Genomic DNA, 12,444 nt, shown 5'->3' with positions numbered 1-12,444 from the left:
CGGCTCAGGCCTGCACCGCCGACGCGATCAACTGGTCGATCAGGGCGATCAGCACGTCCCGGCACGACTCCCGGTCCCGCGCGTCGCACAGCAGCACCTGTACGTGCTCCGGCACGGCGAGCGCCTCCCGGATGTCCTCGGGCGGGTAGGGGTGTTCGCCGTGGAAGCCGTTGACGCCCACGACGAACGGGATGCCCCGGCGCTCGAAGAAGTCGATCGCGGCGAAGCTGGACTCGGGTCTGCGCACGTCGACCAGGACCACCGCGCCGAGCGCGCCGAGGGCCAGGTCGTTCCACATGAACCAGAACCGCTGCTGGCCCGGCGTACCGAACAGGTAGAGCACCAGGTCCTGGCTGATGGTGATGCGGCCGAAGTCCAGGGCCACGGTGGTGGCCCGCTTCTCCTCGATGCCGTCGAGGTCGTCGACGCCCAGACCGGCCATGGTCAGGGGTTCCTCGGTGCGCAGCGGGACGATCTCGCTGACCGACCCGACCAGGGTGGTCTTGCCGACGCCGAAGCCCCCGGCGATGAGGATCTTGACCGTGTCGGGTGCCGAATGCGCGTCAGTGGCGGGGTCAGAGCCGGCCAAGGCCGTCCCTCACTTTCTGCAGCAGGTCCAGGTCCGGAGCGGTACGGGAAACGGGGCGCGGCGGGCGGACGGTGATCCGGCCCGCCTCCAGCAGGTCGCAGAGCAGGATGACGACCACGCTGACCGGAAGGTCGAGCCGGGCGGCCAGCTCCGCCACCGCGACCGGCTCGGCGCACAGCCGGAGGATCCGGTTGTGCTCGGGCTGCGGCCGGGCCGCCGTGTCGGGCGGCGGATCGACCGCGGTCACCGTCGCGATGAGCGTGAAGTCGGCACGGCTGGGCCGGGTCCGGCCACCGGTCAGCGCGAACGGCCGTACGAGCCGACCCGCCGAATCGCCTCCGCCCACCTCACACGCCGGGGTCGACGACGGGTCCGGCCACACCCCGCGGTGCCGCGCTGAGGTGCTCGCCGATCTTCTTCACCAGCATGTTCATCTGGTACGCCACCACGCCCACGTCCGCGCCCGGCCCGGTCAGCACGACCAGATGGGCGCCCGGACCGGCGGAGGTCAGGATCAGGTAGCTGTTGGCCATCTCGATGAGCGCCTGGCGCACCGGACCGCCCCGGAAGTCCATGCTGACGCCCTTGCTGAGGCTCATCAGCCCGGACGCGGTCGCCGCGAGCCGCTCGGCGTCGTCGCGCAGGAACCCGGTGGACTTGCTGACCACCAGGCCGTCCTCGGAGAGCACCACGGCCTGGTTCACGTCGGCGACCCGCTCCACGAGTCCGGTCAGCAGCTGGTCGAGCTGGGTGTGCGTGGCGGGGATGGGGCGTGTCATTGCGGTGTCCTTCGTCAGCGGTCGGCGGGCGGAGTCGAGGGGGCCGGATCGGCGGCGGCCTGCCGGGGTGGTGCGGCCGTCTCCTGACCGGACGGCGGCTCGGCGTCGTCGTCACGGGCCCGGAGCGTGCCCCGCTGGAAGCCGGCCAGGGAGGAGGCGGCGGCTTCCGCGGTGAAGTCGTCGAGGGAACCGTCGTCGCCCGCGGGCGCGGCCTCCTCGCGCAGCTCCTCCACCAGGCTGGTCTGCGGCACCCGGCGGGGGAGCGGGGCGAGGCCGTCGCGGCGGGGGATGACCGTGCGGGCGACGGGCGCGGCGGCGGCCGTGCGGGCCGTGACGAGCGGCCGGGGCTCGCGGGCGGACGCCGGGCCGCCCTCCGCGGCTTCGGCGTCCCCGGCGACGGCCGTGCCCCGCGGGGCGTCGGTGTCTGTCATGGGTTCCGTGTTCCGCGCCTCGGGCGCACTGGTGTCCGGGACCTCCCGGACCACGATCTCGTGCGGGATCAGCACGATCGCCGTGGTCCCGCCGTACGGCGACGCGCGCAGGGTGACGGCGATGCCGTGCCGGTGGGCCAGTTGGGCGATCACGAACATGCCGAGGCGCAGGTCGTCGGCGAGCGCCACCACGTCGAACTGCGGGGGCACCGCCAGCTGTTCGTTGAAGGACGCGTAGTCCTCCTCCGACATCCCCAGGCCCCGGTCCTCGACCTCGACGGCCAGGCCCTTGGCCACCATCCCGGCCCGCACGGTGACGGGGCTCGGGGCGGGCGAGTAGGCGGTCGCGTTGTCGATGAGCTCGGCCAGCAGGTGGATGACGTCGGCCACCGCGGGCGGGGCGACGTACACCTCCTCCTCGGTGTGCACCTCCACCCGCTGGTACTCGGCGACCTCGCCGACCGCGCCGCGCAGGATGTCGATCAGCGCGACCGGCTCGGTCCAGCTGCGGCCCGGCCGTTCGCCGCTGACGATGACGAGGTTCTCCTCGTAGCGGCGCAACTGGCTGGCCGTGGAGTCCAGTTCGTACAGGCCCTTGAGGATGTCCGGGTCGGTGTGCTCGCGCTCCAGCGTGTCGAGCTTGCTCAGCTGGAGGTTGACCAGGTTCTGGCTCTGCCGCGCTATGCCCAGGATGATCTTCTGGAAGCCGCGCCGGGTGTCGGCGAGTTCGACCGCGGTGTGCACGGCCGTGCGCTGGGCGGTGTTGAACGCCTGGGCCACCTGCCCGAGTTCGTCGTGCCCGTAGTCCAGCGGGGTCGTCGCCGACTCCGGGTCGACCGTCTCGCCCCGCTCCAGCCGGGCCACCACGTCGGGCAGCCGCTCCTGCGCGAGGCTGACGGCGGCCCGGCGCAGGCCGCGCAGCCGCCGGGACAGCGAGCGGGTGATCCGCCAGGACATGCCGACGCACAGCAGCAGCGCGAGCAGCCCGCCGGCGCTCAGCAGCGCCGCCTTGAGCAGCAGGGCGTCGGCCTTGTCGGCGCTGCGTTCGAGCAGTGCCGTCGTCTGCTGCTGGATGAGGCCCGCGTACTGCTCGGACAGCTTGTCCATGGCGGCGTTCCACCGCTTCTGCGCGTCCGGCAGGGCGATCTTGTCCGCGTCGGCACTGGAGTTGCGGGCCGCCAGCACCTGGTCCTCGACGGACTGGAGCGTCTGCCAATCCCGGCTCGCCAGGATCCGCTCGGTCTGTGTCTTGGCGCTGCCCGTCAGCTGCGGCACGACCTGGTCCTGGACCAGCCAGCGCCGCGTGTTGACCAGCTCGGCGAACTGCACCCAGGCCGCGTCGTCCAGATGCCCCGACGGCCAGGCCAGGGTGAGCTGGGCGTCCTCCCGGGAGACCAGCTCCGCCGCGTGCTCCAGCGCGACCAGCGGGCCGGCCTGCGAGGTGAGGTCGCCGTCGTCGACCTGGGAGAGCTCCTGGAAGGCGTGGATCTGGTCGTCGACGATCGAGGAGTACTGGTCGAGCGCCTGCTGCGGGGTGATGTCCGTGGGGTCGTCGACCTGGTCCCGGTAGTACTCCAGGCTGCCCACCGAGCCCAGCACCGAGTACAGCCGGTCGGAGATGCGCGAGGGCGCCTTCTCGATCGCGTCCGCCTGCCCGACCAGCTTCGCGACGGCCTTGTCGGTCTCCTCGCGCTGCGCGTCGAGCGCGGCCCGGGAGCCGTGCGGCGAGGCCAGCCAGGCCGCCGACAGGCTGCGCTCCCGCTGCAGCGCGAGCGTGGCGTCGGTGCCCATGGCACCCGTCGACCGGCTCAGCTCCGTCTGGTCACGCAGCCTGAGGCCCTCCGAGAACATCTGGATCGTCGTCACGCCCCACATCGCGGCGAGGGTGACGCTGGGCACCAGGGCCAGGAGGACCAGGGAGAGCCGTATGGAACCGAGACGGCGCCGGGCACCTGTCCGTCGAGACATCGTCGTCCTAGGGCGATCAGCGGGGAGCGAGGAACGGGGAAGCGGAACGGTCGTGCGGGCTGGGAGACGGGCGCGGGGGTGGTGGCGTGCCGGGCGCGGCACATGGGATGCGCAGGATGTTATCCGTACAAGTGGACGTACGGGCCGGGCCTGACCGAATCTTTGGCGACACCGTCACAGGAAGGATCCGGTCACCGGGTCCCGGCGGCGGCGAACCGGGCCACAGCGGACACGTTCGACCGGGTCACGAAGGCCGGACCGGTGAGCACCGGCGACACCCCGCCGCCGCTGATGTTGCCGTTGGTCCGGTACAGCCACAGGGCGTCCACCGCCAGATAGCCCTGCAGATACGGCTGCTGGTCCACGGCGAACTGCACCTGCCCGCGCCGGACCGCCTGCACCACGTCCTTGTCGAGGTCGAAGGTGGCGACCTTGGCCCTGCTGCCGGCCTGCCGCACCGCCTCGACGGCGCTGAGCCCGTACTGGGCGCCCAGGGTGACGACCTCGTCGATGCTCGAGTCCTGCCGCAGCCGGGACGCGATGGTGGCGGTCACCGCGTTCATGTCGCTGCCGTCCACGTACAGGTTGTCGGTGTCGCCGCGGAACGTCTTGCGCACTCCGGCGCAGCGGGCCTCCAGCGCCACGTTGCCCCGCTCGTGCACCACGCACAGGGCGTGCTGGGCCCTCAGGCCGTCCAGCTTGTCGCCGACGGCCCGGCCCGCGACGGACTCGTCCTGCCCGAAGTACTCCAGGAGCCCGGTCGGCCGCCAGGCGTCGATACCGGAGTTGAGCCCGACGACGGGTATGCCGGCCGCCTTGGCCTGGGCGACCGGGCCGCGCATCGCCGCCGGCTTGGCCAGCGTCACCGCGATGCCGTCGACCTTGTCGCGGACGGCGTCCCGCACCAGGTCGGCCTGTGCGAGCGGGTCGGCGTCGCCGGCGTACGTCAGGTCGATGCCGTCCTTGGCGGCCGCCGCCTCGGCGCCCCGGCGCACCAGGTCCCAGAACGCGTCGCCCTTGCCGCCGTGCGTGATCAGGGCGACCTTCATCCCGGCGCCGGACGCGCCGGCCGGGTCCGCGTCGTCCCCGGCCGTGCCGAGGAAGGAGCAGCCGGACACGAGCAGGCACACGGCGGACGCCAGGGCCGCGAGACGGGCGAGTCTCCCGGAGGCGTGCGGCGGGGGAGGAGTGTTCATGAGGGGCGGACCTCGCTGTGCGGCCGAGCAAGAGCAGGAGGAGAGTGCGGGCGGGCCGCGGGGTGGGCGCCGGCCGGATGACTCTCGCTGGCCCGGAGCCAACCGTGTGTGACCACTGGTCGTCAAGTGAGCGGCCACATGCCGTGAGTTGATGCTGCCGCATCGTGATGATCTGTCCGACCGGCCGAACAGCGAGGTTCCGCTTGCGGCTTGCGCGGCACCGCCCCGTACCTCGCGATGTCCTCGTCACGGACGGTCTGGCCTGCGCTTTCCATACCGTCCGTGCGGTTCGGACGCCACCTGTGCGGCTGACCGACGCGGGCTCCACAAGGCCGCGTCTAGACTGGTGCGGCTCACGGGACGGCAGGGCGCGGTGACAGGAGGGCGGCGACGGTGGCGGCAGCCGGCAGTGGCTTCGAGGACCCGTCCGCCGACGTGCTCGCCCAGGCGGCCGCGGCCTTCGGGCTGCTGGCCTCGCCCGCCCGGCTGCACATCGTCTGGGCGCTGGCCCAGGGCGAGAGCGACGTCACCGGGCTCGCCGAGCGGGTCGGCGGCGCGCTGCCCGCGGTCAGCCAGCACCTCACCAAGCTGAAGCTGGCCGGGCTCGTCCGCTCCCGCCGCGAAGGCCGCCGGCAGGTGTACTACGTCGACGACCCGGACGTCGTCGACGTCGTACGGCTCCTGGTCGGCCGGCTCACCGACCGCGCCGCACCCGCGCCCCGCCGCCTCCATGGCCTCTGAGACCACCCTGGGGGTGCTGCGGCGGCTGGAGTCGGGCCCGCGCGGGCTGACCGACACGGACGCCGCGTCCCGGCTGGCCGCCTGCGGCGAGAACACCCTGCCCCAGGAGCGGACGCCGGGCTGGCCCCGCCGGTGCGTCCGGGCCCTGCGTGACCCCTTCACCGCCGTCCTGCTCTGCCTCGGCCTGGTCTCCGCCGCCGTCGCCTCCTGGGGCACCGCCGTCGTGATCCTCGCCCTCGTCGCGGTCAGCTGCGTGCTGCGCGCGAGCGGGGAGCACGCAGCCGACCGGTCCCTGGCCGGGCTGCGCGAACTGGTCGCCGGCACCGCCACGGTGCTGCGCCGCGCCGACGCGGCGGATCCGCCGGAGCCCCGGGAGGTGCCGGTCGCCGAACTGGTCCCCGGCGACGTCCTCCGCCTCGGCCCCGGCGACCTGGTCCCGGCCGACGTCCGCCTGCTCCGGTCGCGGGGGCTCACCGTGCACCAGGGCGCCCTGACGGGGGAGTCGGCGCCGGTGGGGAAGACGGCGGCCGACTCCGGTGCCGCCGACGAGTCGCACCTCTGCTTCCAGGGCAGCACCGTCGCCTCCGGCAGCGCCACCGCCGTCGTCGTCGCGACCGGCGCCGGGACCCGCTTCGCCGCCGCCCACCGGGTGCCGGACGCGCGCCGGGAGGGCGGGGCCTTCGACCGGTCCGTGCACGGGATCTCGTGGGTGCTGATCCGGTTCATGCTGCTGACGCCGCCGCTCGTGCTCATGGCCAACGCCACGCTGCGCGACCGCGGCCTGGAGACACTGCCCTTCGCCGTCGCGGTCGCCGTCGGACTGACGCCCGAGATGCTGCCCGTGATCGTCACGACGTGCCTGGCCCGGGGCGCCGCCCTCCTCGCCCGCACCCACGGCGTGATCGTCAAGCGGCTGCCCGCGCTGCACGACCTGGGCGCCGTCGACGTGCTGTGCGTCGACAAGACCGGCACCCTCACCCAGGACCGGCCGGTCGTCGAACGGTCCCTCGACCCGGCCGGCCGGGACGACCCGGAGGTGCTGCGCTGGGCCGCCGTCGGCGCCTGGTGGACCCTCCAGCTCGCCGAACTGCCCACCCCCGACGCCCTCGACGAGGCCCTGCTGGAGGCGGCCGGCCCGGTGGGCGAGGAGTACGACGGGGTGGACGCCGTGCCCTTCGACCCCGTACGGCGGATCTCCACGGCGGTGGTCCGAGGCGGCCTGGGGCGGCACACCGTCGTCGTCACGGGTGCCGTCGAGGCCGTCCTGGAGCGCTGCGCGACCCGGCCGGGTGAGCACGGCCGGCTGCTGTCGCTCGCCGCCCGGGAGGCGGACGCCGGGCTGCGGGTGCTCGCCGTCGCCACGGCCGACCGCCCCGCCGGCCCGGGCGCGCCGGCCGACCCCCGCGGGCTGGCCTTCCGGGGCCTGGTGGCCTTCCGGGACGCCCTCGCCCCGACCGCCGCCGCGGCCCTGCGGGGCCTTGCCGACCGGGGCGTCACCGTGAAGGTCCTCACCGGCGACCACCCGGCCACGGCGGCCCGGGCCTGCCGGGAACTGGGCCTGGACCCGGGCGAGGTACGCACCGCCGGACAGCTGGACGACGCCGGCGCGGCGACCGTCGTCGCCCGCTGCACCCCGGAGGACAAGGCCCGGGTGGTCGCCGCCCTGCGCGCCGCCGGGCACACCGTCGGCTTCCTCGGCGACGGCGTGAACGACGTGGCCGCGCTGCGTACGGCCGACGTGGGCATCGCGCCCCGCTCCGCCGTCGGCGTGGCACGGGACAGCGCCGACGTCGTGCTCGCCGAGAAGGACCTCACGGCGATCGGCCACGCGATCACCTCCGGCCGGCACGCGAGCGGCAACATCGCCTCGTACCTGCGCGTCACGCTCTCCTCGAACCTGGGCAACGTCGTCGCCATGCTCGCCGCGGGCCTGCTGCTGCCCTTCCTGCCGATGCTCCCGGCCCAGGTCCTCGCGCAGAACCTGTGCTTCGACGCGGCCCAGCTCGCCTTCGCCCACGACCGTCCCGGCGCGGCGGCGCTGCGCGGCCCGGCCGGGCTGCGGCCGCGTTCCTTCCTGAAGTTCGTCACCGCCTTCGGCGTGCTCAACGCGGTCGCCGACCTCGCCACCTTCGCCGTCCTCGCCCTCGCGCTGCACGGCCCCGACGCCGTCGACGACGAGGCCGTGTTCCACTCCGCCTGGTTCACCGAGAACCTGCTCACCCAGGCCGTGGTGATGCTGCTGCTGCGCACCGGCCCGCGCGCCGGGGGCAGCCGCGCGCCGGGCCCGGTCGCCCTGGCGGCGGCCGGACTCGCCGTCGTCGGACTGCTGCTCCCGCCGAGCCCCCTCGGCGGGGCCCTCGGCATGACGGCCCTGCCCGCCGCGTACTACCTGCTGCTGGCGGTGGTCCCGGGGCTGTACGCGCTGGCCCTGACGGCGGCCCGGGCCGCCTACCGGCGGCGTCAGCCGTAGGTGAGGTTCGAGCAGGGGTTGTCGGCCGCGGACCGGGCCCCGTCGGCGACCTCGGACGGTACCGCGGTCGGGGTGGGGGACGCCGACGCGCCGGCCGCCGGGGTGTCGGCGTAGGACCGGCCCAGGACGACGCTGACCCCGCTGCCGGTCACCGACTGGAGCGCGGCGCCGGGGAAGGCCCGCGCCACGGTCCGGGCCTCGTCCTCCAGGCCGGGGCCGTACTCGACCAGCGTGGTGGTGTGGTCCTGGGTGGACGCCGTCGCCGTCCCCGTGACGGTGAAGCCGTCCGCGGTGAGGGCGGCGGCGGCACGGGCGGCCAGGCCCGGGACCGACGTGCCGTTGTAGACGGCGACGTCGATGCCGTCGCCGGAGACCGGCCCGGAAGAGGCGGAAGGCGTGCTGGAACCGGCCGATCCGGTTTTCTTCCCGCCGGCGTTCTTGCCGTCGATGGTGCGGTCGGCCCGCAGCGCGGCCCACAGCGCGTCGGCGTCCGGCTGCACGAGCGCCACCCGGGACCCCTCGTAGCGCCAGGGGACGGTGACGAACTCGGTGTTGTGCAGGTCGATGTCCTTCAGGGACATCGCGAAGGAGATCAGCTTGTCGGCGGAGCCGAGGCCGGGGTCGACGGTGAGCGACTGCGTGGCGGCCTCGGCCAGGGGCAGCAGGTTCGTCGGGGTGAGGCCCTTGCTCTTCACCTCTTTCAGCAGGCTCGCCACGAACGCCTGCTGGCGCTTGATCCGGCCGATGTCGGACCCGTCGCCGATGCCGTGCCGGATCCGCACGTAGTCCAGGGCCTTCTGGCCCGACACCGTCTGCTCGCCCTTGTGGAACAGCAGCTTGCCCGGAGCCGTGAGGTGCGGGTTGAGGTCGTTCTCGTAGACGTCCTGCGGCAGGCACACCTTCACTCCGCCCACCACGTCCGTCAGCCGGGCGAAGCCCTTGAAGTCGACGACCACGGTGTGGTCGACGCGCAGCCCGGTGAGCTGCTCGACCGTGTTCTGGGTGCAGGCGGGGTTGCCCTTGGCGGTCTGGCCGACCGAGTACGCCGCGTTGAACATCGTGTCCGGCTGGGCCTTGGTCCAACTGCCGTCGGGCAGCCGACAGGGCGGGATGGTGACCAGGGTGTCGCGGGGGATGGAGACGGCGATCGCGTGCCGGTGGTCCGCGTAGACATGGAGCAGGAACGCCGTGTCGGAGCGGCCGACGTCGTCCTTGTCGCCGCCGCCGAGGGCCTCGTTGCCGCCGGTGCGGGTGTCGGAGCCGATCACCAGGACGTTCTCGCCGGTCGACGAGCCGGCCTCGGGGCGGTTGTCGGACAGGCCCCCGGAGTCGAACGTGCTGATGTCGCCGTCCAGCTTCAGGTACAGCCAGCCGGCGCCGCCCGCGACGAGCACCAGCAGCGCCAGGCAGACCAGCAGCGCGGTGCGCACGCCGCTGCGGCGACCGCGCCGCCGCCTCCGGTCGCGGGGTGCGGCCCGGCTGCCCCGGCCCGCACCCCCGTTCCGGTGCCGCGGCGGTTGTGTCCTGCGGTTGCTGGTCACCGTCATCGGCGTCTGCTCGCCTCTCGCCCGGGGGTTGTACAGTTGCGCAATGTAGCAACTGTCGAGACGAGGGAGAGCAGTGACGTGCTGCGCAACGGACTGGAGCCCTGGCACCTGCTGATCCTGGCGATCGTCGTGATCGTCCTGTTCGGCTCGAAGAAACTGCCGGACACGGCACGTTCGCTGGGCCGCTCGATGCGGATCCTCAAGAGCGAGGCCAGGGCACTGAAGGAGGAGAGCGCTGCGGACACGGCACCCGGGGGGCAGGCCCGGTCCGCAGCGCCCGTCGATGCCGACTAGGTGTATTGATCACGAGCGTTGTAAACGCTCGTGATCAATACACCTAGGGCTGCGGCGCGGGGGTCGCGGTCTGCGGTGCCGGGGGCGCCTTCCGGCGCTGTCGGCGGCTGACGCGGGGCTTCTGGTCCGGGAGCCAGCCGAAGGTCAGGCAGCTGCCGACCACGCCCAGGAGCAGGCCGACGAAGAAGCCGCCCAGGTTGGAGGTCAGCCAGGTGCCCAGGGAGACCAGCACCCCGATGACCGAGTAGAACAGGCGCTGGGCGGGGTTGAAGAGGACCAGCAGCCCGCACAGCAGCATCACGGCGGGGAGCAGATAGCCGGCCAGGCCCTGCATGCCGACGTGCAGGATGACGTCCAGGGACGCCTTCAGGGTGAGCAGGATCTCGGTCCCGCCCAGGGCGAGCAGTAGCCCGCCCCAGAACGGCCGGCCGGCCCGCCACTGCCGGAATGCGGGCCGGACTCCCTCGCGCGGACCGCGCGGCATCAGCAACCCGACCCGCTGAAGCCCAGTTTCAGCCCGGGCAGCTTGAACACACCGGCGGTCGTGGCGTAGTTGGTCTGCCGCAGGTTGGCGATGTGCACGGTGTCGGACTGCTGGCTGAAGACGCCCTTGGGGCCGCGGCCCAACGGCCCGGCCTTGTCGAGGGTGCTGGCGTCGTTACCGATCTCGATGTTGTTGAACGCCGCGTCGCCGGACAGCTGGGTCGAGTCGGTCGTCAGATCGCTGGCGGTGACCTTCTGCGCGCCCTCTCCCGCCCGGATGACCAGGTTCGTACCGCCCAGGTCCACGCTCTGGCACAGCTTGGTGAGCGTCGCGTTCTTGATCACGGACGTGACGACCAGCACCTGACCGCCGGTGTCACCCGCGTTCGGGCTGCCCTCGGCCATCTCGTCCAGACCGCCGAACTGGGCGAAGCCGGTGCCGTTCAGCTCGGTCGCGGTGACCGTGAACGGCATGCCGGAGATGGCGAACTGCACACCCAGCGCCCCCTCGGCGGTGAGGACCGCGAGGCCCGCGGCGACCGCGGCGGCCGGCACCGCCATCACCGCGGCCCGGCGCGCCCGGACCCGCCCGCGCCGCGCGGGGGCGCCACCGGCGTCCGTGGCGGCGGGGCCTTCCGGTCTTTCGGAGGTGTGCTCGGCGGAGGAGGTCATGTCTGCTCCAGGTGCATATGAGTGCGGATCGGGGTGGCACGTTGCCCTGGCGCGGACACCGACCGCGGGCGTACGTCTCCTCGCAACTCCCGGTGGTCGCAAGGGCTTTCTCGCTACGCCGCAGTAGCCGTCCAGGAAGTTACCGGGGGTTACATGAAGGGTCAAGAGAAGTGTGAACAAAGAGTGTCGATTGTGCGCCGCATGTGAGTCGCCGTCACCCGGAAAGGCTCACCACATGCACAACTCCATTGCGGAGTCTTGACGTTGACGGACGCCGAGGTCTACAACTCTCCTCGTTCCACCGGATCCGTGGCGCCGGATCCGCCGCGCGGCACCGTCCGCGTGTCCCGGACCGCCCGTCCCGCACGGGCCTCTCGCAATCCGCTGCGTCCGCACGGGCTTTCCCTCGCCCGCGTCCCCTTCCAGGGCACGGAAACCGTGCCATCAGCCACCCCCCGCCCGGCCCGGCCGGAGGCATGCCCCCGTGCCTGCCTCCGGCCGGTCACCGGCCTGCCGTTGCCGGCCCGTCACGTACGGAGAAGGCGTGACGGGCCGGCAACGGCGGACGCCGACGCGCGTCCGCCACCCTCACCCCCCGCTTCAGAGAAGAGGTACACCCGCATGCGCACGCGCACCCTCGTCGCTCTCGCCGCCACCGTGGCCGCCCTGGGCTTCGCCGCCCCCGCCTCGGCGGCCGACACCCCCGTCCTGACCACCGCCGACGGCGCGGCCGTCGCGGTCGGCGACGTCCTCGACGCGTCCCTGGCGAGCGGCAGCGCCGCCACCTTCTACTCCAGCGCGACCGGCACCAGCGGCATCTCCTGCACCAAGTCGGCGTTCGCCGCCACCGTCACCGACAACCCGGCCGCGCCCGGCACCGCCACCGAGTCCCTCACCTCGCACAGCTTCGACACCAGTGGCTGCACCGCCAACGTCGTGGGCGTCCTCGGCGTCAGCGGCATCACCGTCGACAACCTGCCCTACACCACGAGCGTGTCCTCCGACGGCACCGTCTCCGTGACCCCGGCCGCCGGCTCCACCGTCCAGTCCACGGTCAAGCTGCGCACCCTGCTCGGCACGATCACCTGCGTCTACCAGGCCCCCGGCCTCACCGGCACGGCCAACAACGCCGACAACAGCATCTCCTTCAGCAACCAGCAGTTCACCAAGGTGTCCGGTTCGTCGCTGTGCTTCAGCAACGCCTTCTTCACCGCCAAGTACGCCCCGGTGACGAAGGGCGGCGTCGCCGTCAACGTCAACTGACCGTCCTGGAG

At 73.1% G+C, this 12,444-nt stretch carries 12 protein-coding genes; 4 read left to right on the top strand and 8 right to left on the bottom strand.

Annotated features, from left to right (window positions below; genetic code table 11):
* Positions 1 to 4: 4 nt before the first annotated feature.
* The 5 genes from ABZ386_RS13845 to ABZ386_RS13825 all read right to left on the bottom strand — a co-directional run bounded on the left by ABZ386_RS13845 (position 5) and on the right by ABZ386_RS13825 (position 4,963).
* Positions 5 to 589: an ATP/GTP-binding protein gene (locus tag ABZ386_RS13845; RefSeq protein ID WP_351334726.1), complete on the bottom strand. Its 585-nt coding sequence runs from the start codon at positions 587 to 589 to the stop codon at positions 5 to 7.
* Entirely contained in the window at positions 576 to 935 is a 360-nt protein-coding gene (locus tag ABZ386_RS13840; protein ID WP_114257676.1) for a DUF742 domain-containing protein, read from the bottom strand. The genes ABZ386_RS13845 and ABZ386_RS13840 overlap by 14 nt, the downstream gene beginning before the upstream one ends.
* Before the next feature lies 1 nt (position 936).
* Complete coding sequence (locus tag ABZ386_RS13835; RefSeq protein ID WP_010034179.1) at positions 937 to 1,368, bottom strand: roadblock/LC7 domain-containing protein; 432 nt, start codon at positions 1,366 to 1,368, stop codon at positions 937 to 939.
* 14 nt (positions 1,369 to 1,382) lie between these two features.
* The gene (locus ABZ386_RS13830) at positions 1,383 to 3,767 is read right to left on the bottom strand and encodes a nitrate- and nitrite sensing domain-containing protein (protein ID WP_351334731.1); all 2,385 of its coding nucleotides are present in this window, start codon (positions 3,765 to 3,767) and stop codon (positions 1,383 to 1,385) included.
* A gap of 191 nt (positions 3,768 to 3,958) precedes the next feature.
* Positions 3,959 to 4,963 carry a substrate-binding domain-containing protein gene (locus tag ABZ386_RS13825; protein ID WP_351334733.1) on the bottom strand — a complete coding sequence of 335 codons (1,005 nt, stop codon included), beginning with the start codon at positions 4,961 to 4,963 and terminating at the stop codon, positions 3,959 to 3,961.
* A gap of 393 nt (positions 4,964 to 5,356) precedes the next feature.
* On the opposite strand from ABZ386_RS13825, the gene ABZ386_RS13820 reads away from it, so the two are divergent.
* Together ABZ386_RS13820 and mgtA are read left to right on the top strand one after the other, a co-directional pair.
* On the top strand, positions 5,357 to 5,704 hold the full coding sequence (locus tag ABZ386_RS13820) for a metalloregulator ArsR/SmtB family transcription factor (RefSeq protein WP_351334736.1): 348 nt from the start codon (positions 5,357 to 5,359) through the stop codon (positions 5,702 to 5,704).
* Complete coding sequence (gene mgtA, locus ABZ386_RS13815) at positions 5,694 to 8,174, top strand: magnesium-translocating P-type ATPase (RefSeq protein WP_351334738.1); 2,481 nt, start codon at positions 5,694 to 5,696, stop codon at positions 8,172 to 8,174. The genes ABZ386_RS13820 and mgtA overlap by 11 nt, the downstream gene beginning before the upstream one ends.
* Here the strand turns inward: mgtA and ABZ386_RS13810 are convergent.
* A complete protein-coding gene (locus tag ABZ386_RS13810) occupies positions 8,165 to 9,721 on the bottom strand; it encodes an LCP family protein (RefSeq protein ID WP_351334740.1) in 1,557 nt (518 codons plus the stop codon). The two genes, mgtA and ABZ386_RS13810, sit on opposite strands and share 10 nt — an antisense overlap.
* Before the next feature lie 78 nt (positions 9,722 to 9,799).
* Here ABZ386_RS13810 and tatA point away from each other — a divergent pair, with 78 nt between their 5' ends.
* Complete coding sequence (gene tatA, locus ABZ386_RS13805) at positions 9,800 to 10,015, top strand: Sec-independent protein translocase subunit TatA (protein ID WP_351334743.1); 216 nt, start codon at positions 9,800 to 9,802, stop codon at positions 10,013 to 10,015.
* 43 nt (positions 10,016 to 10,058) lie between these two features.
* On the opposite strand, the gene ABZ386_RS13800 is transcribed toward tatA, so the two are convergent.
* Together ABZ386_RS13800 and ABZ386_RS13795 are read right to left on the bottom strand one after the other, a co-directional pair.
* The gene (locus ABZ386_RS13800) at positions 10,059 to 10,499 is read right to left on the bottom strand and encodes a DUF6114 domain-containing protein (RefSeq protein WP_351334746.1); all 441 of its coding nucleotides are present in this window, start codon (positions 10,497 to 10,499) and stop codon (positions 10,059 to 10,061) included.
* The gene (locus ABZ386_RS13795) at positions 10,499 to 11,170 is read right to left on the bottom strand and encodes a DUF6230 family protein (protein ID WP_351334748.1); all 672 of its coding nucleotides are present in this window, start codon (positions 11,168 to 11,170) and stop codon (positions 10,499 to 10,501) included. Before ABZ386_RS13795 ends, ABZ386_RS13800 begins: the two co-directional genes overlap by 1 nt.
* A gap of 621 nt (positions 11,171 to 11,791) precedes the next feature.
* Between ABZ386_RS13795 and ABZ386_RS13790 the strand changes: the two genes are divergently transcribed.
* Complete coding sequence (locus ABZ386_RS13790; RefSeq protein WP_351334751.1) at positions 11,792 to 12,433, top strand: Tat pathway signal sequence domain protein; 642 nt, start codon at positions 11,792 to 11,794, stop codon at positions 12,431 to 12,433.
* The last annotated feature ends 11 nt before the right edge of the window (positions 12,434 to 12,444 follow it).

Source organism: Streptomyces sp. NPDC006140, assembly GCF_040628815.1.
Lineage (GTDB): Bacteria > Actinomycetota > Actinomycetes > Streptomycetales > Streptomycetaceae > Streptomyces.
Note: the sequence above shows the minus strand (reverse complement) of the source record. Positions and strands in the feature narration are given on the sequence as shown.